18 protein-coding genes and 3 tRNA genes are annotated in these 24,150 nt (G+C 59.4%); 12 read left to right on the forward strand and 9 right to left on the reverse strand.

Going from position 1 to position 24,150, the window contains the following annotated elements:
* Positions 1–78: 78 nt before the first annotated feature.
* The 7 genes from IF199_RS16490 to IF199_RS16520 form a co-directional block, all read right to left on the reverse strand.
* A tRNA-Leu gene (locus tag IF199_RS16490) sits at positions 79–165 on the reverse strand.
* A gap of 195 nt (positions 166–360) precedes the next feature.
* Positions 361–434 (reverse strand) — tRNA-Cys (locus IF199_RS16495).
* Between the two features lie 47 nt (positions 435–481).
* Positions 482–557: transfer RNA gene (locus IF199_RS16500), tRNA-Gly, on the reverse strand.
* A 60-nt stretch (positions 558–617) separates the two neighbouring features.
* On the reverse strand, positions 618–1,178 hold the full coding sequence (gene pgsA / locus IF199_RS16505) for a CDP-diacylglycerol--glycerol-3-phosphate 3-phosphatidyltransferase (protein WP_085730785.1): 561 nt from the start codon (positions 1,176–1,178) through the stop codon (positions 618–620).
* A 32-nt stretch (positions 1,179–1,210) separates the two neighbouring features.
* Positions 1,211–3,034 carry an excinuclease ABC subunit UvrC gene (gene uvrC, locus IF199_RS16510; RefSeq protein WP_192558124.1) on the reverse strand — a complete coding sequence of 608 codons (1,824 nt, stop codon included), beginning with the start codon at positions 3,032–3,034 and terminating at the stop codon, positions 1,211–1,213.
* A gap of 2 nt (positions 3,035–3,036) precedes the next feature.
* Positions 3,037–3,678 carry a response regulator transcription factor GacA gene (gene gacA, locus IF199_RS16515; protein ID WP_032829778.1) on the reverse strand — a complete coding sequence of 214 codons (642 nt, stop codon included), beginning with the start codon at positions 3,676–3,678 and terminating at the stop codon, positions 3,037–3,039.
* A gap of 127 nt (positions 3,679–3,805) precedes the next feature.
* Positions 3,806–4,270, reverse strand: a complete 465-nt coding sequence (locus tag IF199_RS16520; RefSeq protein WP_192560961.1) for a GNAT family N-acetyltransferase — start codon at positions 4,268–4,270, stop codon at positions 3,806–3,808.
* A gap of 647 nt (positions 4,271–4,917) precedes the next feature.
* Between IF199_RS16520 and IF199_RS16525 the strand changes: the two genes are divergently transcribed.
* The gene (locus IF199_RS16525) at positions 4,918–5,994 is read left to right on the forward strand and encodes a 3-deoxy-7-phosphoheptulonate synthase (RefSeq protein ID WP_192558125.1); all 1,077 of its coding nucleotides are present in this window, start codon (positions 4,918–4,920) and stop codon (positions 5,992–5,994) included.
* Positions 5,995–6,041: 47 nt separating this feature from the next.
* On the opposite strand, the gene IF199_RS16530 is transcribed toward IF199_RS16525, so the two are convergent.
* Positions 6,042–7,151, reverse strand: a complete 1,110-nt coding sequence (locus IF199_RS16530) for a hypothetical protein (protein WP_244142395.1) — start codon at positions 7,149–7,151, stop codon at positions 6,042–6,044.
* 337 nt (positions 7,152–7,488) lie between these two features.
* Between IF199_RS16530 and IF199_RS16535 the strand changes: the two genes are divergently transcribed.
* The 10 genes from IF199_RS16535 to IF199_RS16580 all read left to right on the forward strand — a co-directional run bounded on the left by IF199_RS16535 (position 7,489) and on the right by IF199_RS16580 (position 20,333).
* Positions 7,489–8,358, forward strand: a complete 870-nt coding sequence (locus tag IF199_RS16535) for an esterase/lipase family protein (RefSeq protein ID WP_192558126.1) — start codon at positions 7,489–7,491, stop codon at positions 8,356–8,358.
* A gap of 97 nt (positions 8,359–8,455) precedes the next feature.
* Positions 8,456–8,737, forward strand: coding sequence for a peptidylprolyl isomerase (locus tag IF199_RS16540; protein WP_041478733.1), 282 nt, complete (start codon positions 8,456–8,458; stop codon positions 8,735–8,737).
* 135 nt (positions 8,738–8,872) lie between these two features.
* Positions 8,873–10,741 (forward strand): extracellular solute-binding protein, encoded by a 1,869-nt coding sequence (locus tag IF199_RS16545; protein ID WP_096821568.1) that lies wholly within the window; start codon positions 8,873–8,875, stop codon positions 10,739–10,741.
* Positions 10,741–11,802, forward strand: coding sequence for a microcin C ABC transporter permease YejB (locus IF199_RS16550; protein WP_096821570.1), 1,062 nt, complete (start codon positions 10,741–10,743; stop codon positions 11,800–11,802). The genes IF199_RS16545 and IF199_RS16550 overlap by 1 nt, the downstream gene beginning before the upstream one ends.
* A complete protein-coding gene (locus IF199_RS16555) occupies positions 11,802–12,824 on the forward strand; it encodes an ABC transporter permease (protein WP_102622254.1) in 1,023 nt (340 codons plus the stop codon). The genes IF199_RS16550 and IF199_RS16555 overlap by 1 nt, the downstream gene beginning before the upstream one ends.
* Before the next feature lie 13 nt (positions 12,825–12,837).
* A complete protein-coding gene (locus IF199_RS16560; protein WP_192558127.1) occupies positions 12,838–14,412 on the forward strand; it encodes an ABC transporter ATP-binding protein in 1,575 nt (524 codons plus the stop codon).
* Positions 14,413–14,452: 40 nt separating this feature from the next.
* Positions 14,453–15,868, forward strand: a complete 1,416-nt coding sequence (locus IF199_RS16565) for a sigma-54 interaction domain-containing protein (RefSeq protein ID WP_192558128.1) — start codon at positions 14,453–14,455, stop codon at positions 15,866–15,868.
* Positions 15,869–16,141: 273 nt separating this feature from the next.
* A complete protein-coding gene (locus IF199_RS16570; protein WP_192558129.1) occupies positions 16,142–17,533 on the forward strand; it encodes a GntP family permease in 1,392 nt (463 codons plus the stop codon).
* Between the two features lie 7 nt (positions 17,534–17,540).
* Positions 17,541–18,314 carry a 3-hydroxybutyrate dehydrogenase gene (hbdH, locus tag IF199_RS16575; protein ID WP_192558130.1) on the forward strand — a complete coding sequence of 258 codons (774 nt, stop codon included), beginning with the start codon at positions 17,541–17,543 and terminating at the stop codon, positions 18,312–18,314.
* Between the two features lie 63 nt (positions 18,315–18,377).
* A complete protein-coding gene (locus IF199_RS16580) occupies positions 18,378–20,333 on the forward strand; it encodes an acetoacetate--CoA ligase (RefSeq protein ID WP_192558131.1) in 1,956 nt (651 codons plus the stop codon).
* A 6-nt stretch (positions 20,334–20,339) separates the two neighbouring features.
* Here IF199_RS16580 and IF199_RS16585 read toward each other — a convergent pair whose 3' ends face one another.
* Positions 20,340–21,449 (reverse strand): PilT/PilU family type 4a pilus ATPase, encoded by a 1,110-nt coding sequence (locus IF199_RS16585; protein WP_192558132.1) that lies wholly within the window; start codon positions 21,447–21,449, stop codon positions 20,340–20,342.
* A gap of 126 nt (positions 21,450–21,575) precedes the next feature.
* Here IF199_RS16585 and IF199_RS16590 point away from each other — a divergent pair, with 126 nt between their 5' ends.
* The gene (locus tag IF199_RS16590) at positions 21,576–24,113 is read left to right on the forward strand and encodes a PAS domain-containing hybrid sensor histidine kinase/response regulator (protein WP_192558133.1); all 2,538 of its coding nucleotides are present in this window, start codon (positions 21,576–21,578) and stop codon (positions 24,111–24,113) included.
* Positions 24,114–24,150: the final 37 nt, after the last annotated feature.

Consider the following 24,150-nt stretch of genomic DNA (forward strand, 5'->3'; position numbering starts at 1 on the left):
CGGACCACTGTCAAAATTGCGACCCAGAAACAAACAAGGGTTTGCATCAGCTTTCGCCCGCAAACCCTTGATTCAAGATGGTGCCCGAAGCCGGAATCGAACCGGCACGCCCTTACGAGCGGGGGATTTTAAGTCCCATGCGTCTACCAGTTTCGCCATTCGGGCGGTAGCGCGGTACTGCGTTGCCCTGATGCCGGTTCACAATCCTGACAGATTGCTGCCCGTACAGCAGAGGGGGAAATATATACATCACTCCCCCGTGAAGCAAGTTGGCAAAGGCCGTTTTAAAGACTAAATCTTTCAGCACAATGCAATAAAAAAAAGCTCCGTAAATCATGGATCTACGGAGCTTATTTATAGTGGAGGCCGAGGTCGGAATCGAACCGGCGTAGGTGGATTTGCAATCCACTGCATAACCATTTTGCTACTCGGCCTCAAAAACATTTGCTGTCAGTAGCGCAACAACAAACGCTGTAAAACTTGGAGCGGGAAACGAGACTCGAACTCGCGACCCCGACCTTGGCAAGGTCGTGCTCTACCAACTGAGCTATTCCCGCTTGGTGTGGCGCATTCTATAGAAATCAGAAGCGCCGTCAACCCTTTGATTCAAAAAAGTTTTATTTCTTTTCAACATCGGTCTTCAGATGCGGCCAGGCAGCCCGAAGGTATTGAACCATCGACCACAAGGTCAGGCCTGCAGAAACCATCAGCAACGTGTAACCGATGAAAACCCAGAAGCTGAAAACCTTGGGATTGGCCAGAAGGATCACCAGTGCAAGCATTTGCGCAGCGGTTTTCCATTTGCCCAGGTTCGATACAGCCACATGAGCCCGCGCACCAAGTTCGGCCATCCACTCACGCAACGCCGAAACGACGATCTCGCGACCGATGATGACAGCCGCCGGCAACGTGAGCCACAGGTTGCCGTGTTCCTGCACCAGCAACACCAGTGCAACAGCAACCATCAGTTTGTCAGCGACAGGATCCAGAAACGCTCCAAACGGAGTGCTTTGCTCCAGGCGTCGCGCCAGATAACCATCCAGCCAGTCCGTTGCCGCTGCGAAGGCAAAGACCGAACTTGAGGCCAGATAACTCCACTGGTAAGGCAGATAGAACAGCAAAATGAAGATCGGGATGAGCAGGACACGGAGAACGGTAATCAGATTAGGGATATTCATCGGCACAACTGGCTACGAGGTGAATGGGCATTCTACTCACTATGCAGGTTTGCATAAATCGACTCTGCTAGCTTTTTGCTGATCCCCGGCGCTTTGGCGATCTCTTCGATGCTTGCACGAGACAGCTCCTGCAATCCACCAAAATGTTTCAACAAGTCCCTGCGCCGAGTCGGCCCCACGCCTGCCACGCCTTCCAGCGTCGACGTACGACGGGTTTTGCCACGGCGCGCACGGTGTCCAGTGATCGCAAAGCGGTGAGCTTCGTCACGAATCTGCTGAATCAGGTGCAACGCTGGAGAGTCGCCACGCAACGTGAATTCGTGCGCGGCATCATTCAGATACAAAGTCTCGAACCCAGCCTTGCGCGTCGCACCTTTCGCTACACCCAGCAGGATCAGGTCCGGCACGGCCAGTTCGTTGAGCACATCGCGCGCCATCGACAACTGCCCTTTGCCGCCGTCCACCAACAGAATGTCCGGCAACTTGCCCTCACCGTCCTTCAGCTTGCTGAAGCGCCGGGTCAACGCCTGGTGCATGGCGGCATAATCATCACCCGCCGTCACGCCTTCGATGTTGTATCGGCGGTAATCCGATTTGATCGGCCCTTCTGGCCCGAATACCACACAGGACGCAACGGTTGCCTCGCCGCTGGAGTGGCTGATGTCGTAGCACTCCAGGCGCTGCGGTGGCTCGTCCAGCTTCAGCACCTCGGCCAATGCCTCGAAACGGGCCGCAACGTGCTGACGGTTCGCGAGCCTCGCACCCAGCGCCTGTTCGGCATTGGTCACGGCCAGCTGTTGCCAGCGCGCCCTCGTACCGCGAACCCGATGACTGATGGACAGTTCGCGCCCGCGCAGCTCCTGGATCGCTTCGATCAATGTGGGAAAGTCTTCATGAACGACATTGACGATCAGTTCACTGGGCAAATCGCGCTCGGGGCTGCTGATGAAATACTGGCCAAGAAACGCAGCCATGACTTCGGCAACGTCTTCCTCGATCCCGACCTGCGGGAAAAAGTTCTTGCTGCCCAGAACCCGCCCTCCCCGCACGCTGATCAAATGCACGCAGGCGCCACCGGGGTTGACGAAAGCTGCGATCACATCGATATCGCCAGTCCCGCCTTCCATGCTCTGCTGATCCTGAACCCGACGCAGCAATGCAATCTGATCGCGCAGTTCGGCAGCGCGCTCGAACTCAAGGTTGATTGCAGCCTCTTCCATCGCCGTGGACAGTTCGTTGGTCAGCGCATGACTGCGCCCCTCGAGGAACATCACCGAGTGCCGCACGTCTTCGGCGTAAACCTCAGGCTCGACCAGCCCGACACAGGGAGCCTTGCAGCGTTTGATCTGGTACTGCAGGCACGGACGCGTCCGGTTCTTGTAGTAGCTGTCTTCGCACTGACGCACAAAGAATGTCTTCTGCAGAAGGCTGAGGCTTTCGCGAATTGCCCCGGCACTCGGATAAGGCCCGAAGTACTTGCCCTTGGCCTTCTTGGCACCGCGATGAATGCTCAGGCGAGGGAATTGTCCGTCAGACAGAAACACATACGGATAAGACTTGTCGTCGCGCAACAGGATGTTGTACGGCGGCCGCCACTCCTTGATCAGCGTTTGCTCAAGCAGCAGGGCTTCGGTTTCGTTGGCGGTAATGGTCGTTTCGACCTGGGCGATTCGCCCGACCAGCGCGGCGGTTTTGGGGGCCAGTCCGGTTTTTCGAAAGTAACTGGCCAGGCGCTTCTTCAGATTCTTGGCCTTGCCGACGTACAACAGACGCGCATCGCTGTCGAACATGCGGTAAACGCCGGGGCGCCCGCTGACAGTCGACAGGAAGGCGCCGGAATCGAATGTTTCAGTCATGGTCAGAGGCTGGCATCAACCATGCCGTGACGAACTGCCAGAAGCGTCAGCTCGACATCACTGCTGATCGAAAGCTTCTCGAAAATGCGATAACGGTAGGTGTTTACGGTTTTTGGCGACAGGCACAATTTGTCGGAAATGATCTGCACCTTCTGGCACCCGACAATCATCAAGGCAATCTGGATTTCCCGCTCCGACAAGGCATCGAACGGAGAATCGTTGGTTGGCTGGAAGGACTTGATCGCCAGTTGCTGGGCAATTTGCGGACTGATGTAGCGCTGACCGGCAAAGACCAGGCGGATAGCCTGTACCATTTCCGGCAATCCAGCACCCTTGGTCAGGTAACCCGCGGCTCCCGCCTGCAACAATCGGGTAGGGAACGGATCTTCCTCGCACACGGTGACTGCAACCACCTTGATGTCCGGATGGCTGCGCAACAGTTTGCGCGTGGCTTCCAGGCCGCCGATGCCAGGCATCTTGACGTCCATCAGCACCACGTCTGGCTTCAGCTCACGGGCCTTGATAAGGGATTCTTCCCCGGACTCGGCCTGGCCAACCACTTGCAGGCCATCGATATCGGCCAGCATCCGTGTAATGCCCGTACGAACGAGATCATGGTCATCGACCACTAGCACCCTAATCAAGCAGACACCTCGCGATATGGTCTTATTGGGATGCCGGACACCTTAGCAAAAAGTGCCAGACAGACCTAGCGGCAAGCAGCATATAAAAAGTTTCAATTCATCATTCAGGGCTTGCCGGCCGTGCGTTTCAGAGCACACGTGTACTGAATTCGAGATGCATCCTCAGGAAACACTCGTCCTCGCCCTGCACAACCATTCCCTTTCTGCGATACAGGTTTTGCGCCGGATTGTTCTTGAACACTGTCAGACGCAATGCCGGGCGACGTTCAAGGTGCGCAATTGCAACAACCTGATCGATCGCCCAGGAACCTGCACCTTGTCCCTGAAATCCCCCGCAGACCTGTAACTCGCGAATGTACAACGCGCGAGCATCACGACTGAGGCTGAAATAGCCTACAGGCCTGCCATCGCATTCGATCATCCAGTTTTCGCGCCCGGCCCAGGCGATATCGAAAGCTTCGTCCTGCCACAGCAGATCGTAGCTGATGTAATAGCGGAGCATGTTCTGGCAACTGATTTCTCGCGTAAACGACAGGTCATCGGGCGTCGCCGGTCGCAAATGAAACCTTGTTTGCACATCCACCACCGTCATGCCTTGCCCTCCCCTGATGCCAACCTCGACGCGACTCAACCTTGAACCGCTGAAAACGGCAGAGTGTGTCATAGCTTGCCGAAGGCTCAACCGATAGAGGACGTCTTGTACCTTCAATAGCATTTTCTGATTGCTGACGCGCATCAGGCTCTAGTAAGCTCGGCGCATTCATCGGAGACACATCATGTTCAACGCCCTTGCACAGCTTCTTGCCACTAGCGCCCAGCGCTCGGTTGCGGCTGCGCGCGTGAACAACATTTGCGCTCCAGCCAGCTTTTATTTTGGGTATTGGTTTAGCCACTGGCGCGCCTGATACCCACACGGCGCCCATATAGACGGGTCGCCTACCAGAGAATTCTCAACCCCCGGTCGGCCTCCCGACCGGGGGTTTTGTTTTTTCAGGCCCTGAACTTTCAGCGACACACCAGACATTTGAGGAATCACGACATGAACTACGCCACTTATTACCGCTACGACAGTTTTACCGCCTGGCGATTTAGCAGCCTCCGCTCGGGACAGCCTGCCGCCTCCGATCGGTCACCCACAGGTGGCAAGCCAACACATGTAGCCAATACGGCCAACTGTCGAACACCCCAATAGGGCCGAGTCGGCGGGAAAGACCCGCGACCAGCCCAGGAAGACCGAATATGAACTCGTCCGTTTCTGCTCTGCCACTGTCCACCCTGAACCCGGCCAACGAAGCATTGACCCTGCGTCTGCCCAGTTCGCTGCAACTCAAGCAGCAATTGCCCCTGAGCAATGCCTTGAACCAGCAGGTTGCCAATCACCGCCAGGCCATCCGCGCCATTCTCAACGGCGAAGACCACCGTTTGCTGGTCGTTGTCGGCCCTTGCTCCATTCACGATCCCGAATCAGCGCTCGAATACGCCGAAAAACTTGCCCGACTGGCCAACGACGTCAGTCAGGAAATGCTGCTCGTGATACGTGCCTACGTCGAAAAACCCCGCACCACCGTCGGCTGGAAGGGTCTCGCGTACGATCCCCATCTGGACGGCAGCGACGACATGGCCGCCGGCCTGACGTTGTCACGCGAACTGATGCTGGAAATGATCCGCCTCGGCCTACCTGTTGCCACCGAACTTCTGCAACCCATGGCTGCTGGCTACTTCGACGACCTGCTCAGTTGGGTTGCCATCGGTGCGCGAACAACCGAATCACAGATTCATCGCGAGATGGCCAGCGGACTGAGCATGCCGGTCGGCTTCAAGAACGGCACCGATGGCGGCGTATCCATTGCCGTCGACGCAATGCGCTCGGCGGCTCATCCACATCGCCATTTCGGCGTAGACAGCCAGGGCCATCCGGCAATCATTCCGACTTCGGGCAACCCGGACACGCACCTGGTCCTGCGCGGCGGCCATCAAGGGCCAAACTACGATCGCGCCAGCGTGTCCCGAATCCATACCGAACTGAGCCGACTGAAAATCCCGAGCCGGATCATGGTCGATTGCAGTCACGCCAACAGCGGTAAGGACCCTCTGCGTCAGCCGGAAGTATTCAACGATGTGCTGGAACAACGCCTGCAAGGCGACCGCTCACTGGTCGGCATGATGATCGAGTCGCACCTGTTCGAAGGATGCCAGCCTCTGAGCGAGTCGTTGCGTTACGGCGTGTCCGTGACCGATGGCTGCCTGGGCATCAGTGCCACGGAACACCTGCTGCTCAATGCAGCCGACCGCCTTCGGACACAACCTCTGCCTTGATTGCAAAAGCAGCCTTCCGTAGCAGATACGCGCGGAAGGCTGTTTGATCATTCCTGTACGTGCAACAAGACACCCTCGGAAACCTGGCTGACATCGTCCAGTCGCTCGACGGAATAAGACACACGCACGACCGTATTGATGTGTTCACGCCAGAATCGATGGGGAACGATAAAGACGAGCGGCTCAACTTCCATCCCGCTGCCGATTTCCCGATCATCACGATGAAAGAAGAACTCTCCATCGCACTTGAGATAAACCAGCTCTCCAACCTCCAGCTGCGCATTGCCGATCACCACACTGACGCCGTCAATGGTGTCCTTTACGTCGAGTATCCTGCCTTCCGCCTCCAACACTTGTGGCGCGGTCAGTTCGCCCCGCACCAGCGGAGCAATGTTGACTCGCGTAACCCCTGACTCACGAATCGCACCACTTTTCTGTTCTATGCAGTATTGAACCACCACCTCTCCACCCAGGTGCGGGGCGATGAATTGTGGGTCGACACCGAATACCAGCGGCTCTCCAACAGCAAAGGATTCGACGATCAGACAGTCCCGAAAGGACGCGTGCTCTACGGGACCTTGCCAGATCAACGCCACCCGGTCTCCCGCTGTCATTCCGGCGTAAGGCTGCAGGGTGACCGTAGTTCCATCGATGACGCGCGCAGGCTCAAGATTCCCTCCGACAGCATCGTCAATGATGGCCGGCAGCAGACTGTAACGAACATCTCCGACATCCAGTCGTTCTCGAGCGGAGGTCACCGGCATCGGCCTTGAAGCGCTGGTCAATGTCCAGAAGACCTCCAGTGAACCGCCGTCCAATGCCGCGATGTGAGAGCTTCTGACGACAAATACAATTTCCTTTCCCAACTGGGCTTCGCTGACGAATCGAACGCCTTCGTTTCGGTACGGCATGCCCTCGATATCAAGACCGTGCCAACTCAATACCACCCTGTCGCCGCAAGCCATATCGGGATAAGGCGCAATCCGCACAACGACCTTGTTCCGCGAAGGATCAAGAACCGCATCCTCCACAGCGTCGAGGGTGACAGCGGGCAGTGAGTCAACCGGCTCATGACTGCAAAACTGCCCGGATGACTCGATCACTGTTGCGACCAAAACGTTGCCTTGCGTCGCGTCCTGCACGTTCTGCGTATTCATTCGTAGCTCCACTCCCTGGAAATACCCTGCAGCTGGCTTGCTGCGTCGAAGAGCCTCTATTCAAGCCGCTTCATCAAAAATTTAATGTCGTCCATTCGCTGTGCAGAACGCGGGCAAGTGCATCACATGAAGTAGGCAACGGCAGGAAAAACACATGGGGCAACGCAGGAGATGTCCAAACATTCCGATCTGGACTTCAAACATCAGGGAAGTTTCGTTCAGGTGCTGATCCAGTTTCCGGTGCTGAACCGGGACTCTTCATACATCGTGAGCTCCACGACTGTTTTAGAGTGGCACCGTGCAAATATCGATGAACTTCTGCGATCAAGGATGAAAAATGCAACGAAATGCCACAACTCTTTATCCCATCCTGCTGGCGCACGGTCTGTTCGGATTCGAGCACATCGGCCCTTTTGAGCTGTTCCACGACGTCAAACAGGCGCTGAAGGCCGTCGGCGTGCAGGTGTTCGTGCCGCACCTGTCAGCCATTCATTACAATGAAGTACGAGGCAAACAACTGCTCGGGCAAATTGATTCTGTGCTCAGAGGCACAGGCGCGAGCAAAGTCAACCTGATCGGTCATAGTCAGGGCGCATTGGCGGCTCGCTATGCCGCAGCGGTTGCCCCACAAAGGGTTGCTTCCGTGACTTCGGTCAGTGGACCGAACCACGGCTCGGAGCTCGCGGACTTCTTGCGCAAGGCACTGATTCCCGGAAGGTTGCCAGAGAGCGTCGCGCAGAATGTGGCCACGCTGTTTTCCGACTTTCTATGCCTGCTCGGTGGAACCACAGCCCTGCCGAAAAATGCGCTGGCCGCATTGAATGCACTGACGACCGTAGGGGTCGGGGATTTCAATGACAAATATCCGCAAGCCCTGCCAGATAGCTGGGGCGCGCAGGGAGCCGAACGGGTCAATGGCGTCCGCTACTATTCCTGGAGTGGCGTCGTGCCGGAAATGAATCTGCAAACACTCGACCCGATTCAGGGCATCTGCCGGGCACTTTCGCAGTACTTCATTACCGAGCCTGGCCAGAACGACGGTTTTGTGGGCCGCTTCAGCTCTCATCTGGGCACCGTGATCCGTTCCGACTACCCATTTGATCACTTGCGTAGCTTGCGTCGGGCCTCCGGTGAGCCTGCCGGCTCAGCCGATTCAATCCAGTTGTACGTCGAGCATGCCTTGCGCCTGCAGGCAGCTAATCTCTGAGAGCCGGCCTCAGACAGCCGAACGGAACTTTGCCGAGAAATCGGCCACTGAATCCGGTAGGCTCCACCCTTTACTGATTTGATTGGAGATTTTTCCCATGGCTAAAGCCACCGCCCGCCACATCCTGGTTTCCAGCGAAGACAAGTGCAACGAACTCAAGGCCCAGATCGAAGCCGGCGCCGATTTCGCTGAAGTCGCCAAAGCCAACTCCACCTGCCCGTCCAGCCGTCAGGGCGGTGATCTGGGCTCGTTCGGCCCGGGCCAGATGGTCAAGGAATTCGATACCGTGGTTTTCAGCGCCCCGATCAATGTCGTCCAGGGGCCGGTCAAGACCCAGTTCGGTTATCACCTGCTGGAAGTCACCAGCCGTCAGGACTGATCCTTCGTCCGCTGAGCTGTGTAACGGCCCGCCAGATGGCGGGCCGTTGTGTTTTGGTTACACCACGCGACTGGCGAACAGCGCTGCGCTCGCGTACAAATTGCGCTTATCGATTACCCGGCTCTAAGGCTGACAATGCGACTGGCTTTCTCCACTTTGATGTTCACTGCCGTGGCTCTGCTGATGAGCGCCGCCGGTGTGAGCGCTGCACCGCAGCATGCATTGACCGTTTACGGCGAACCGGCAAAGTATCCGGCCAATTTCAGTCACTTCGACTACACCAATCCGCAGGCCCCCAAGGGCGGAACGATGCGCCGCTCGGCGATCGAAATCGGTCACTTCGACCATGTCCTGCCCTACATTGACAAAGGCATCGGCGTCACCCAGATCGATGGCCTGCTGTATTCCCCGCTGGCCCAGCGCTCGATGGACGAGCCCTACACCGTCTACGGACTGGTGGCACAAAAGATGGAGCGTTCCGAGGACGGTCTGTCCCTGCGCTTCTTCATCAACCCCAAGGCTCGCTTCGCCGACGGCAAACCGATCACCGCCGAAGACGTGCGCTACACCTACGATTTGCTGATGACCCAGGGCAGCCTGCGCTATCGCACCCAGTTCGCCGACGTCAAAGGCGTTGAAGTCGAGGCGCCGCTCACTGTGCGCTTCGATTTCAAAAGCAATGAAAACCGCACCCTGCCACTGGATATCGCGACCCTGCCGGTGTTTCCCGAGCACTGGTGGAAGACCCGGGATTTCGCTGGCGGTGGCGGCTATGAACCTCCGCTGGGCAGCGGCCCGTACCGAGTCGGAAAAGTCGACTCCGGACGCAGTATCACCTTCGAGCGCAATGGCGACTGGTGGGGTAAGGATTTGCCGGTCAGCCGCGGGCTCTACAATTTCGATCACTTCAGCATCGAGTACTTCGGCGACACCGATGTCGCCCGCCAGGTGTTGCGCGGCGGCGCCTACGACTACAACCGCGAATTTTCCGCTACCGGCTACTCGATCGGCTACGACAGCCCGGCCCTGAGCGACGGGCGCCTGCAGAAGGCTCACCTGGCAACCGAGGCACCGCAATCGGCCCAGGGCTTCGTGTTCAATCTGCAAAAACCGATGTTCCAGGACCGCCGCGTACGTCAGGCCCTGGCCATGCTCTGGGACTTCGAATGGAGCAACCGGCAGATGATGCGCAACATGTACATCCGCCAGCAGAGTTACTTTTCCAACAGCGCCCTTGCTGCCAGTGAACTGCCGGACGCTGCCGAACTGAAGATCCTTGAACCACTGCGCGGACAAATCCCCGACGAGGTATTCACGAAGGTCTTCGAGGCGCCGAAAACCGACGGCAGCGGACTGATCCGTGACAAGCAGCTTCAGGCACTCGAACTGCTTGAACAGGCGGGCTGGAAACCCGACGGCGACCAATTGGTCAACGCGCAGGGCGAGCCGCTGAGCTTCACCTTCCTGGTCAGCCAGAACGGCATGGACCGACTGCTGTTGCCCTACAAGCGCACGCTGAAACAGATCGGCATCAACCTCGACATCCGCCGCATCGACTCCTCGCAATACGTCAACCGACTGATGAGCCGCGACTACGACATGATTGTCACGGGCTACCCGGTCACCACATCGCCCGGTGGTGAGCTGCTCAACTACTTCGGGTCCGCCTCGGCCAACGATCCTGGCGCCAACAACTATATGGTGCTGAAAAACCCGGCAGTCGACACCTTGATCAACGGTCTGATCCGCGCCTCGACCCAGCCAGATATGCTGCATTACGCCCACGCGCTGGACCGGGTGCTGCAATGGAACTACTACTGGATCCCCAATTATTACCCGCCCGGCACCTCGACCGTTTGGTGGAACCGCTTCGGCATCCCGACCGTGCAGGCGAGCAATGACGAAGCGATCGAGAGCTGGTGGGAAATCAGCAGCACGCCGCTGACCAACCAGCAGATGACGGCCGAGAAGATCAGCCGTGGCAGACCCGGAGGGCCGCACTGATGTGGGCTTACATACTGCGGCGCCTGCTGCTGATCATCCCGACCCTGGTGATCATTCTGCTGGTCAATTTCGTGATCATCCAGGCCGCCCCGGGCGGTCCGGTGGAACAGGCCATCGCTCATTTGCAAGGCATCGGTGGCGCCAATGTCGGCGGTGGTGCAAGCGAAACCATGAGCAGCACCTCCCGCGCCAGCCGGGGCCTTGATCCGCAGCTGATCAAGGACATCGAAAAACAGTACGGCTTCGACAAACCGGCCCATGAACGCCTGTGGCTGATGCTCAAGAACTATGCGCAGCTGGATTTCGGCAAGAGCTTCTTCCGTGGCGCCACGGTTACCGACCTGATCCTGCAGAAAATGCCGGTGACCATTTCCCTCGGGTTGTGGGCGACGCTGATCACCTATCTGGTATCGATCCCGCTGGGCATTCGCAAAGCCGTGCACCACGGCAGTCATTTCGATATCTGGAGCAGTACGGCGATCATCATCGGTTACGCGATGCCGGCGTTTCTATTCGCGATGTTTCTGATCGTTGTGTTTGCCGGCGGTACGTCGCTGAACTGGTTTCCGGTGCGCGGGCTTGTTTCGGACAACTTTGAGTCGCTGTCGACGCTGGGCAAGGTTGCCGACTACTTCTGGCACCTTGTTCTGCCGGTCACTGCACTGGTGATTGGTGGCTTCGCGACCCTGACCATCCTCACCAAGAACTCGTTCCTCAATGAAATCACCCGTCAGTACGTGGTCACCGCTCGCGCCAAAGGCCTGAGCGAACGCCGGGTGCTGTATGGCCATGTGTTTCGCAACGCGATGTTGCTGGTGGTGTCGGGCATTCCCCAAGCCTTCATCAGCGTGTTCTTCGCTGGTTCGTTGCTGATCGAGGTGATCTTCTCCCTCGACGGCCTCGGGCGCATGAGCTACGAAGCGGCCGTGTCCCGCGACTATCCAGTGGTGTTTGGGTCGCTGTTCATCTTCACCCTGTTCGGCCTCCTGATAAAACTGATCGGCGACCTGTGCTACACGCTGGTCGATCCGCGCATCGACTTCGCCGCGAGGAATGCCTGATGTTCAAGCTCTCGCCTCTGGGCCGTCGCCGTTTCGAACGCTTCAAGAAAAACCGTCGGGGCTGGTGGTCGCTGTGGTTGTTCATTGGTCTGTTCGTGATCAGCCTCGGTGGCGAACTGATCGCCAACGACAAACCGCTGGTCGTCAGCTATCAGGGCCAGTGGTACTTCCCGGTGTTCAAGCGCCACACCGAACAGGAATTTGGCGGCCAGTTGCCGTTCCAGGCCGATTACCGCAGCGACTACGTCCAGAACCTGATTCGCAAGGACGGTGGCTGGTTGCTGTTTCCGCCGATCCCGTTCAGTGATGACACACCGAACTACGACCTCAACAAACCGGCGCCGAGCCCACCGACTTCGGTCAACTGGCTGGGCACCGACGATCAGGCGCGGGACGTGCTGGCACGGGTGATTTTCGGCGCGCGGGTGTCGATCCTGTTCGCGCTGATGCTGACCTTCGTCAGCGCCCTGATCGGCATCGCGGCCGGCGCCCTGCAAGGCTATTACGGCGGCTGGATCGACTTGCTCGGTCAGCGCCTGCTCGAAGTCTGGTCGGGGCTGCCGGTGCTGTACCTGCTGATCATTCTGTCGGGGTTTGTCGAGCCGAACTTCTGGTGGCTGCTGGGGATCATGGCACTGTTTTCATGGCTGGCGCTGGTGGATGTGGTGCGGGCCGAATTCCTGCGCGGGCGCAACCTCGAATACGTCAAGGCTGCGCGGGCGCTGGGCCTGACCGACCGCAAGGTGATCTTCCGGCACATCCTGCCCAATGCGATGAATGCCACGTTGAGCTACCTGCCGTTCATTCTGACCGGGGCGATTTCCACCCTGACCGCGCTGGATTTCCTGGGTTTCGGCATGCCCGCCGGCAGTGCGTCGCTGGGCGAGTTGATCGGCCAGGGCAAACAGAACCTGCAAGCACCGTGGCTGGGATTGACGGCGTTTTTCACCCTCGCGTTGATTCTGTCCTTGTTGGTATTCATCGGCGAAGCGTTGCGCGATGCCTTTGACCCGCGCTCATGAACGGATCCTTGAAATGACTGACAACCTGATCGAAATCCGTGACCTCAGCGTCGCCTTCAATGGCCAGACCGTGGTGCGCAATCTGTGCCTGGATATCCGCCCCGGCGAGTGTCTGGCACTGGTCGGCGAGTCGGGGTCGGGCAAATCGGTGACAGCCCACTCGATCCTGCAACTGCTCCCGGACAGCGAAGCCCAGACCACCGGCAGCATTCGCTATCGCGGCCAGGAGCTGGTGGGAGCTGATCCCAAGACCTTGCGCGACTTGCGGGGCAACCGCATCGCGATGATCTTCCAGGAGCCGATGACCTCGCTCAACCCGCTGCACACCATCGAAAAGCAGATTGGCGAAACCCTGCTGCTGCACCGTGGCCTGGGCGGCAAAGAGGCGCAGAAACGTATTCTCGAACTGCTCGAACTGGTCGGCATCCAGAAACCGAAAGAACGGTTGAAGGCTTACCCCCACCAATTGTCCGGCGGCCAGCGACAACGCGTCATGATCGCCATGGCTCTGGCCTGCGAACCGGAACTGTTGATCGCCGACGAGCCGACCACGGCCCTCGACGTCACCGTGCAGCGCAAGATCCTGGTGCTGCTCAAATCCCTGCAGCAACGGCTTGGCATGTCGCTGCTGCTGATCAGCCATGACCTCAATCTGGTGCGCAGCATCGCTCAACGGGTGTGCGTGATGAAGGCCGGGGAAATCGTCGAGCAGGCACCGTGCGAAACCCTGTTCACAGAGCCGAAACACCCTTACAGCTGCGTGTTGCTCAACGCCGAACCCGAGGGAGAAGCGCTTCCCCGGGACGAACGGGAAAACGTGCTGGAAGTCGATGACCTGCGGGTTGATTTCACGGTGGGCGGCGGGCTGTTCCAGCGCAAGCAATACCTGCGTGCCGTTGACGGTATCAGTCTGAACATCCAGCGTGGCAAAACGTTGGGCATCGTCGGTGAATCCGGCTCGGGCAAGTCAACGCTGGGTCAGGCAATCCTGCGCTTACTCGATTCCGAAGGCAGCATCCGCTTTCAGGGCCAGTCCCTCGATGACCTGAACCAGAAGCAAATGCGCCCATGGCGCCGGCAGATGCAGGTGGTGTTTCAGGACCCGTTCGGCAGCCTCAGCCCACGCATGTCGGTGGCACAGATCATCAGCGAAGGGCTGGAGGTACACTGCCAGTCCACCGCCGATGAGTGCGACGCCCAGGTGATTCGGGTGCTCAAGGAAGTCGGCCTCGACCCCGACAGCCGTCATCGCTACCCCCACGAATTTTCCGGTGGCCAGCGTCAGCGTATCGCCATTGCCCGGGCACTGGTGCTCAAACCGGCGCTGATCCTGCTCGACGAACCGACCTCCGCACTGGATCGCACCGTGCAGAAACAGGTGGTCGCCCTGCTCCGCCAGCTTCAGGAAAAACATGGCCTGACGTACCTGTTCATCAGCCACGATCTGGCAGTGGTACGCGCCCTCGCTCACGACATGATCGTGATCAAGGATGGCAAAGTGGTCGAACGCGGCGCCAGTCACGACGTGTTCGACTCGCCGCAGCATCCCTATACCAAAGAGCTGTTGGCGGCGGCGCATCCGGGATAGGCATAATCGCGCCACCTGACTTCCGCCAATGGACGCCGCCATGAACACCACCGAAAGCCTCAAGGATTACCAACGGGTCCGCACGCTGGCGATCCGTTCGTTGTTCGAGATCATCGAGCAATCGAGCGAAGGCACGGTGATTGTCGACCGCGATGCGAACATCGTCTGGATGAACGAGCGCTATGCCCGACGCTTCGGGCTGGACTCTGCGGCCGGGGCCATCGGCAAGCCCTGTGAAAGCGTGATTCCTGGCAGTCTGCTGCGTGAAGTGGTGCGCACCGGGCGACCGATTCTGCTGGACATGCAGGACACGCCGAAAGAACCGCTGGTGGTGATGCGCCTGCCGATCCATGACGATGCTGGATCGGTGATCGGCGCCATCGGCTTCGCCCTGTTCGATGAACTGCGCAGCCTGTCGCCGATGCTCAAGCGCTACCTGAGCATGCAGGAAGAGCTGGCCTCAACCCGTTCGTTGCTGCGCGCCCGCCAGACCAAATACAACTTCGCCCACTTCATCGGCACCAGCGCCGCGAGCCTGGAGGTAAAACGCCGTGCCCGTCGCAGCGCCAGTGCCGAGTCACCGGTTCTGCTGCTGGGTGAGACCGGCAGCGGCAAGGAGTTGCTGGCCCAGGCGATCCACGGCGCTTCGCCCCGGGCGCACAAGGCCTTCGTCAGCATCAACAGTGCGGCAATTCCTGAAGCGCTGCTCGAGGCCGAGTTCTTCGGCACCGCGCCCGGCGCCTTCACCGGAGCCGACCGCAAGGGCCGCACCGGCAAATTGCAGATTGCTCAGGGCGGGACGCTGTTTCTCGACGAAATCGGCGACATGCCGCTGCCACTGCAAAGCAAGTTGTTGCGGGTGCTTCAAGAAAAAGAATTCGAACCCGTAGGTTCCAACGACGTGATCCAGAGCGATGTGCGGGTGATTGCCGCGACCTCGACGGATCTGGAGGCGGCGATCAAGCGCGGCGAGTTCCGCGCCGACTTGTACTACCGGCTCAATGTGCTGCCGATTCAGGTGCCGCCACTGCGTGAACGGCTGGACGATTTGCCAGCCCTAAGTGAAGCGATTCTTGAAGAGCTGCGCAGCCAGCATGAACTCAATCGCGAAGCCCTGGAGCTGCTGGGGCAGCACGCCTGGCCGGGGAACATTCGCGAGTTGCGCAATGTGCTGGAACGAGCGGCGTTGCTCAGTGATGACTTGATGCTGACGGCGAGCGACATTCGCGCGGCGATTGGTACGTTTACACCGGTCGAGCGAGCATCGACGTCAGTGTCAGAGCCAACAGGCAACGAGACCTTCAGCCAGGCTCGGGAGCGTTTTGACCGGCAGTTGATTCAATCGACCCTCGCGCAATGCGGAGGCAAGGTGATTGAAGCGGCTGAGCGATTGGGGCTTGGGCGTTCGACGCTGTACAAGAAGATGATTGCGCTGGGGATTGCAGAGTCTCAATAAAGAGACACAAATCTCCATAAAGGGACAATATCGAAAACTTCGCGAGCAGGCCCACTCCCACAGGGAAAATGTCCAACTGTAAGAGAGGACTTGCCCGCGAAATCGTCCGCCCAGACATAAAAGTCTCAAAACAGAGACAAAACCTTCAAAATCGATAACCGAAATCAAATTAAATCCATATATTTCAACAGCTTAACCATCTGGCACAGTTCTCGCTAAAGCCCCTTCCCACACCCGTTTCACCCACAAAAATAACAATCGAAGGAGCACACCATGAGTGTGATCATCGCCTTGGCAGCCCTCGCGCTGCTGATGCTCGCGGCCTACCGTGGCTACAGCGTTATCCTTTTTGCCCCGATCGCCGCCCTCGGCGCCGTCCTGCTCACCGACCCGTCCGCCGTCGCCCCTGCCTTCACCGGGGTGTTCATGGAGAAAATGGTCGGCTTCATCAAACTCTACTTTCCCGTATTCCTGCTCGGCGCCGTGTTCGGCAAGCTGATCGAGCTCTCGGGTTTCTCCCGTTCGATTGTCGCGGCAGCCATTCGCTTGCTCGGCACCCGCCAGGCGATGCTCGTAATCGTGCTGGTCTGCGCCCTGCTCACCTACGGCGGCGTTTCGCTGTTCGTGGTGGTGTTTGCGGTCTATCCGTTCGCAGCGGAAATGTTCCGCCAGAGCAACATCCCCAAGCGCCTGATCCCGGCGACCATCGCCCTCGGCGCGTTCTCGTTCACCATGGACGCCCTGCCCGGCACACCACAGATCCAGAACATCATTCCCAGCACCTTCTTCAACACCACCGCGTGGGCGGCGCCCTGGTTGGGCCTGATCGGCACGATTTTCGTGTTCTGCGCCGGCATGCTGTTCTTGCAGCGTCAACGCAACAAGGCTCAGCGCGCCGGCGAAGGCTATGGCACCGAACTGCGCAATGAACCGGAAACTGCCGAAGATCTGAAGCTGCCGAACCCGTGGCTGGCGCTGTCGCCACTGCTCGCGGTGGGCATCATGAACCTGCTGTTCACCCAGTGGATTCCGCAGTGGTACGGCAAGACCCACAGCCTCGCGCTGCCGGGCATGGCCGCGCCGGTGACCACCGAAATCGCCAAACTCACGGCGATCTGGGCGGTGCAGGCAGCCTTGCTGGTGGGCATCCTGATGGTGCTGGCGTTCGGTTTTCAGGCGATTCGCAGCAAGCTTGCCGAAGGCAGCAAAAGCGCGGTCAGCGGTGCACTGCTGGCGGCAATGAACACCGCATCGGAATACGGTTTCGGTGCGGTCATCGCCTCGTTGCCGGGTTTTCTGGTGCTCGCCGACTGGCTCAAGAGCATTCCCAATCCGCTGGTCAACGAAGCGATCACCGTGACCCTGCTGGCCGGTATCACTGGCTCTGCCTCGGGCGGCATGAGCATCGCCCTGGCAGCGATGTCCGAACAGTTCATCAGCGCCGCCCACGCCGCCAACATTCCGCTCGAAGTGCTGCACCGCGTGGCCGCCATGGCCAGCGGTGGCATGGACACCCTGCCGCACAACGGCGCGGTGATCACGTTGCTGGCGGTCACCGGCCTGACCCACCGTGAAGCCTACAAAGACATTTTCTGTATTACGCTGATCAAGACCCTGGCGGTTTTTGTGGTAATCGGCACTTTCTACGCCACTGGCATTGTGTGAGGTATTCATGACGACTCTTTCTGGCAAGACCGCACTGGTCACCGGCTCCACCAGCGGCATCGGACTGGGCATTGCGCTGACGTTGGCCAAGGCCGGCGCCAACCTGATCCTCAACGGCTTTGGCGATGCTTCGAAGGTGATTGCCGAAGTCGAGCAGTTCGGCGGCAAGGTCGGCCATCACCCGGCAGACGTCAGCAGCCCTGAACAGATCGCCGACATGATCGCCTACGCCGAGCGCGAGTTCGGTGGCGTGGACATTCTGGTCAACAACGCCGGCATCCAGCACGTCGCGGCGGTTGAAGAGTTTCCGGTGGAGCGTTGGGACTCGATCATCGCCATCAACCTGTCGTCGGTGTTTCACAGCACCCGCCTGAGCCTGCCGGCCATGCGCGACAAGGGCTGGGGACGGATCGTCAACATTGCCTCGGTACACGGTCTGGTGGGCTCCACCGGCAAGGCCGCGTATGTAGCGGCCAAACATGGCGTGATCGGCCTGACCAAGGTTGTCGGTCTGGAAACCGCCGCCAGCAACGTCACCTGCAACGCCATCTGTCCGGGCTGGGTGCTGACACCGCTGGTGCAGAAGCAGATCGACGATCGCGCGGCGAAGGGTGTCGACCCGCAGCAGGCGCAGCACGATCTGCTCGCCGAGAAACAGCCGTCGCTGGAGTTCGTCACGCCTGCGCATCTGGGTGAACTGGTGCTGTTTTTGTGCAGCGAGGCCGGCAGTCAGGTGCGTGGTGCGGCGTGGAATATCGATGGCGGGTGGCTCGCGCAGTAAGCGTTCAACTGATCGCTCCCACGTTGCAGTGGGAGCTTTCTGACAAACAATAAGAGGCAAACCATGTCCGACATTCTCTGGCAGCCCGATGCCAAACGCATTGCCCGGTCCCGCATGGACGGCTTCCGGCGCTTTATCAATCAGCGCCATCATCTGCACCTCGACGACTACCCTGCCCTGCACCAATGGTCCATCGACCAGCGCGAAGCCTTCTGGCAGGCAATCGTCGATTTCTTCGGCATCATCTTTCACACCCAGCCCGATGCCGTTTTGCGTGAGGGCCTGCAGATGCCGGGCGCCGAATGGTTTCTCGGCGCCACCCTGAACTTCGCCGAACACCTGTTGAGTCGACGGGACGATGCCGTCGCCGTGATTGCCATTGCGGAAAACGGCCAGCGTGAATTGTTGACCTGGGCCGAACTGGCCCAGCAAGTCGCCGGGTTCCAGGCCAGCCTGCAAGCGGCCGGTGTCGTGCTCGGTGACCGGGTCGCGGCGTGCATGCCCAACACCTGGCAAACCCTGGTGGCGATGCTGGCGACCACCAGCCTCGGCGCGATCTGGTCATGTTCCTCACCGGACTTTGGCACCCACGGCGTCATCGACCGCTTTGGCCAGATCGAGCCGAAAGTGCTGATCACCTGCGCCGGCTACCGTTACGCCGGCAAAGAGATCGACCAGACCGTCAAGATCAACGAAATCCTCGAACAGCTGCCGACCTTGCAGCAGTTGATCATCGTGCCGTACGCACGCCCTCACGCCCATGCCACGGATTACCGGACGCCCGCCAACGTTACTTTGTGGGATGACTTCTATGAGCCGGGCGATGAACCGCAGTTCGTCCCGGTGCCGTTCGACCATCCGCTGTATGTGCTGTATTCCAGCGGTACTACCGGCGTGCCGAAGTGCATCGTCCACAGCACGGGCGGCGTACTGCTGCAACACGCCAAGGAGCACGGGTTGCATGTCGATCTGGGGCCCGGCGACCGTTTGTTCTACTACACCACCTGCGGCTGGATGATGTGGAACTGGCTGGTGTCCGCACTGGCGGTCGGCAGCGCAGTGGTGCTGTATGACGGCTCACCGTTTTATCCGGACAACCAGCGATTGCTGGAGCTGCTTGATGACGAACAAGTCAGCGTGTTCGGCACCAGCCCGAAATTCCTTGCGACCCTGGAAAGCAGTGGCATCAAGCCGCAAGAAAGTCATGACCTGAGTCACCTGAAAACCTTGCTCTGCACCGGTTCCGCGTTGTCGCCGCAGAGTTACGACTTCGTCTATCGCGACTTCAAACCCGACGTTTGCCTGTCCTCGATGTCCGGTGGTACGGACATCGTGTCCTGCTTCGTCAACGGCAACCCGATGTCCGCGGTACGCCGGGGCGAGATCATGGGTAAGAGCCTGGCCATGGCGGTCGAAGTGTGGAACGACGCCGGGCAACCGGTGATCGGCGAAAAAGGCGAGCTGGTGTGTACCCGGCCATTCCCGGCGATGCCGATTGGATTGTGGAATGACCCGGACGGCGAGAAGCTGCGCAAATCCTACTTCAGCCAGTTCCCCGGCGTCTGGGCCCAGGGGGACTACGCCGAACAGTTGCCTCACGGCGGGATGTTGATCCACGGCCGCTCCGATGCAGTGCTCAACCCCGGCGGCGTGCGCATCGGCACAGCGGAAATCTACCGGCAGGTGGAGAAAGTCCCTGAGGTACTGGACAGCGTTGCCATCGGCCAACAATGGCAGGACAACGTGCGCGTGGTGCTGTTCGTGCGCCTCAAGGAGGGCGTAACGCTGGATGAGGCGCTGCAACAGCAGATCCGCCAGGTGATTCGCGCCAACACCACACCGCGCCATGTACCGGCGAAGATCGTCGCGGTCACGGACATTCCACGCACCATCAGCGGCAAAGTGGTGGAACTGGCCGTGCGCAATGTGGTGCACGGTGAGCCGGTGAAAAACACCGATGCGCTGGCCAATCCTGAAGCGCTTGAGCAGTTTCGCAATCGGGTCGAACTTCGCGACTGACGCCTGTCAGTCCATCAGTCCCCACTCGCCAGTCGATGGTGGTGGGGACGGCATGGTGTCGGCGTGCAGTTTCAGACGCAGGCGCAGGTTGTTCACCGAGTCCGCGTTTTTCAGGGCCTCGTCTTCATCGATCACCCCTTCCGCCACCAGTGCAAACAACGCACCGTCAAAAGTCTGCATGCCCAGTTCCGCCGATTTTTCCATGATGGTTTTCAGCTCACCAAAGTCATTGCGCCGGATCAGGTCGGCAATCGTCGGCGTCCCGAGCATCACTTCTGCTGCCGCTCGCCGCTGCCCGTCCCGTGTTCGCACCAGACGCTGGGATACAAACACCTTCAGGTGATTGCCCAAGGCATGCAGCAATTGCGCGCGGCGCTCTTCGGGGAAGAAATTGATGATCCGGTCCAGCGCCTGATTGGCGTTGTTGGCATGCAACGTCGACAACACCAGATGCCCGGTTTCGGCGAATGCGAGCGCATGTTCCATGGTCTCGCGGTCACGGATTTCACCGATCAGCACCACGTCCGGTGCCTGACGCAGGGTGTTTTTCAGCGCCGCGTGAAAACTGCGGGTATCGACCCCGACTTCTCGCTGGTTGATGATCGATTTCTTGTGTCGATGGATGTATTCCACCGGGTCTTCAATGGTGATGATGTGCCCGCTGCTGTGGCGATTGCGATGATCGATCAGCGCTGCCAGCGAGGTGGACTTGCCCGAGTCGGTGGCGCCGACAAACAGGATAAGCCCCTGCTTGAGCATCACCGTTTCGAGCAGTACCGGCGGCAGCTTCAGGTCTTCGAATCGGGGGATGTCGAGTTTGACGTTACGGATCACGATCGACACGTCATTGCGCTGTTTAAAGATGTTGACCCGGAAACGACCGATCCCGGTTCGGGAAATCGCCAGGTTCATTTCCAGATCCCGGTCGAACTCCCGGCGCTGCTCGGCGTCCATCAGGGAGGCGGCGACAGTCGCCACTTCGCCGGGCTTGAACGGCTGCTCGCTCAACGGTGTCAGCACGCCATCGAACCGCGCACTGGGTGGCGCCCCCGTGGACAGGAACAGATCTGAACCGTGGCGGCTGGCCAGTTGTTTGAGCAGTGCGTCGATTTCCATGGCAAAAAGCACCTGCGAAGCTTTCAATGAACTTAAGACCGTGCGTCGTGACGCGACGGGCCTTACAGCGTCTACCGCACTAGGATAGTAGACGCCGCCTCACCGACCGACGCTCAGGACCCTTTGATGAACGCCGTACCGCACACCGATGACGCCCAGGCATTGATTGCCCGCACCGACTGGAACCGCAGCCCGCTCGGCAGCGCCGACAATTGGCCGCAGAGCCTGCGGACCGCGGTGGACATCGTGATTCATTCACCGATGCCGATGCTGTTGTTGTGGGGCCCGCAGCTCACCCAGATCTATAACAACGGCTTTGCGCTGCTGGCCGGCAGCAAGCATCCACACGCTTTCGGACAACCTGCGCACCAGATATGGCCGGAACTTCGAGACTTTACCGACCCGATTTACAGCGCCGTCCTACAAGGCCAGGTGCGAACCTACAGCGAACGGCGCTTTACCCTGCAACGGGACGGCCAGGATTCCGACTTCTGGCTGGACCTGACCTACAGCCCGATTCGTGACGAAAGCGCGCAAGTGGCCGGCATTCTGGTCACCGCCATCGAAACCAACGAACGCCGACGCATCGCCCTGGAACTGCAGCAACGTTCCGAAGACAGCCTCAAGGCCCAGCGCGAAAGCGAAGAGCGCCTGCAACTGGCGCTGGCGGCCACCGATGCGGTTGGCACCTGGGACTGGGACATTGGTGAAGATCGCTTTATCGCCGATGCCCATTTCGCCCAATTGCACGGTGTCGACCCGGTTCGGGCCAGTCAGTTGCCCATCAGTGAATACCTGCACGGCGTGCACCCGGAAGACCGCGCGCTGATCGCCCGCAGCATCAAGCACTGCATCACCCATGGCACCGAATACGCCGAGGAATATCGTCTGTTGCAGGCCAATGGCGAAGTGCGCTGGGTCTTCGCTCGCGGGCGTTGCTACAAGGATCACCACGGACGGCCGATGCGTTTTCTCGGCGCGGCGCTGGATCTGACCGAGCGCAAACATACCGAGCAGGCCCTGCGCCAAAGCCAGACCGAGCTGCAACTGATCATCAACGCGATGCCAATCCTGATCAGCTACGTCGACCGCGAAGAACGCTTTCGCCTGAACAACGCTGCGTACCTGGACTGGTACGGGTTGACGCCGCAAGAGCTGTACGGTCGCACAATCCGCGAAGTGATCGGCGAAGAATCCTACTTTCTGCGTGCCCCCTACATCGCCGAAGCACTGGCAGGCCGCCCTTGCTCGTTCAGCCTGTACACACCCCATCGCGATGGCAGCCAGCGCCACGCCTTGATGAACTACCTGCCTCGCCACGGCCCGGATGGTGCGGTGAACGGTTTCTACATTTTCGTGATCGACGAGACGGAACGTAAAAAGACCGAAGAAGCCTTGCGCAACCTCAATGAAACCCTAGAGGAACGCGTGAGTGCGCGCACCGAGCAACTGGCCCAGGCCAACCAGCGTTTGCAGAACGAAATGTTCGAACGCGAACGCGCCGAAGACGCCCTGCGCCACGCACAGAAAATGGAAGCGGTCGGCCAGCTCACCGGCGGCATCGCCCATGACTTCAACAACATGCTGACCGGTATCATCGGCAGCCTCGACCTGATGCAGCGCTATATCGCCAGTGGCCGTACTGATGAAATCGGTCGATTCACCGATGCCGCAGTGTCCTCGGCCAATCGCGCCGCGGCGTTAACCCACCGCTTGCTGGCGTTTTCGCGGCGCCAGTCGCTGGATCGCAAGACCTTGAACGTCAACGAGCTGATCCACTCCCTGGAAGACCTGATCCGCCGCACCAAGGGCGATCCGATCGAACTGACTCTGCGCCTGGCCGACAGTGTCTGGCCCGTCAGCACCGATGTCAGCCAATTGGAAAACGCCCTGCTCAATCTGGTGATCAACGCCCGCGACGCCATGCCGGACGGTGGCGAACTGCTGATCGAGACCGCCAACGTCTACCTCGACGGCAACGACATCACCACCCTCGAACCGGTCAAGGCCGGCGATTACCTGATGCTCGCGGTGAGTGACAACGGCACCGGCATGACACCGTCGGTGCGCTCGAAGGCGTTCGACCCGTTCTTCACCACCAAACCGATCGGCCAGGGCACGGGACTCGGGTTGTCGATGATTTACGGCTTTGCCCAGCAAACCGGCGGGCACGTCAGCCTCGACAGCCTGCCGGGCCAGGGCACCTGCGTGCGCCTGTACTTGCCGCGTTTGTACGCGCTGGAACCGGAGCGGCCGGTGATCGAAACGACGATCGAGGCCCCCGCCGCCGCCACCGGCGAAACCGTGGTGGTGGTCGAGGACGATCCGGCGGTGCGCATGCTGGTCATGGACCTGCTCAAGGAGTTGGGTTATCGCGCCCATGAGGCCGAAGACGCCAAGAGTGCCTTGCCGCTGCTGGAATCCGACCTGCGTGTTGATCTGCTGGTGACCGATGTCGGACTGCCGGGCATGAACGGCCGACAACTGGCGGAGATCGCCCGCCAGCATCGTCCGGGGCTCAAAGTGCTGTTCATGACCGGATACGCGCAGAAAGCCGCCGAGCGTCAGGGTTTTCTGGAGGACGGCATGGACATGGTGGCCAAGCCGTTTTCCATTGAGCTTCTGGCCGGCAAGATCCGCACGATGATCAGCCAAAACCCGTGACTTGAGGCATAATCCGCGCCCCGCCGTCACCCCGCTA

Origin of the sequence: Pseudomonas allokribbensis, assembly GCF_014863605.1 — a bacterium.
Classification (GTDB): domain Bacteria; phylum Pseudomonadota; class Gammaproteobacteria; order Pseudomonadales; family Pseudomonadaceae; genus Aquipseudomonas; species Aquipseudomonas allokribbensis.

Bases quoted from the DNA above. Each gene is read 5' to 3' on its own strand.
- IF199_RS16530 (WP_244142395.1), bottom strand. From the start codon at position 7,151: ATGAATACGCAGAACGTGCAGGACGCGACGCAAGGCAACGTTTTGGTC.
- IF199_RS16570 (WP_192558129.1), top strand. From the start codon at position 16,142: ATGAGTGTGATCATCGCCTTGGCAGCCCTCGCGCTGCTGATGCTCGCG.
- hbdH (WP_192558130.1), top strand. From the start codon at position 17,541: ATGACGACTCTTTCTGGCAAGACCGCACTGGTCACCGGCTCCACCAGC.
- IF199_RS16550 (WP_096821570.1), top strand. From the start codon at position 10,741: ATGTGGGCTTACATACTGCGGCGCCTGCTGCTGATCATCCCGACCCTG.
- IF199_RS16585 (WP_192558132.1), bottom strand. From the start codon at position 21,449: ATGGAAATCGACGCACTGCTCAAACAACTGGCCAGCCGCCACGGTTCA.
- IF199_RS16580 (WP_192558131.1), top strand. From the start codon at position 18,378: ATGTCCGACATTCTCTGGCAGCCCGATGCCAAACGCATTGCCCGGTCC.
- IF199_RS16560 (WP_192558127.1), top strand. From the start codon at position 12,838: ATGACTGACAACCTGATCGAAATCCGTGACCTCAGCGTCGCCTTCAAT.
- IF199_RS16565 (WP_192558128.1), top strand. From the start codon at position 14,453: ATGAACACCACCGAAAGCCTCAAGGATTACCAACGGGTCCGCACGCTG.
- IF199_RS16545 (WP_096821568.1), top strand. From the start codon at position 8,873: ATGCGACTGGCTTTCTCCACTTTGATGTTCACTGCCGTGGCTCTGCTG.
- uvrC (WP_192558124.1), bottom strand. From the start codon at position 3,034: ATGACTGAAACATTCGATTCCGGCGCCTTCCTGTCGACTGTCAGCGGG.
- IF199_RS16535 (WP_192558126.1), top strand. From the start codon at position 7,489: ATGCAACGAAATGCCACAACTCTTTATCCCATCCTGCTGGCGCACGGT.
- IF199_RS16555 (WP_102622254.1), top strand. From the start codon at position 11,802: ATGTTCAAGCTCTCGCCTCTGGGCCGTCGCCGTTTCGAACGCTTCAAG.
- pgsA (WP_085730785.1), bottom strand. From the start codon at position 1,178: ATGAATATCCCTAATCTGATTACCGTTCTCCGTGTCCTGCTCATCCCG.
- IF199_RS16520 (WP_192560961.1), bottom strand. From the start codon at position 4,270: ATGACGGTGGTGGATGTGCAAACAAGGTTTCATTTGCGACCGGCGACG.
- IF199_RS16590 (WP_192558133.1), top strand. From the start codon at position 21,576: ATGAACGCCGTACCGCACACCGATGACGCCCAGGCATTGATTGCCCGC.
- IF199_RS16540 (WP_041478733.1), top strand. From the start codon at position 8,456: ATGGCTAAAGCCACCGCCCGCCACATCCTGGTTTCCAGCGAAGACAAG.
- IF199_RS16525 (WP_192558125.1), top strand. From the start codon at position 4,918: ATGAACTCGTCCGTTTCTGCTCTGCCACTGTCCACCCTGAACCCGGCC.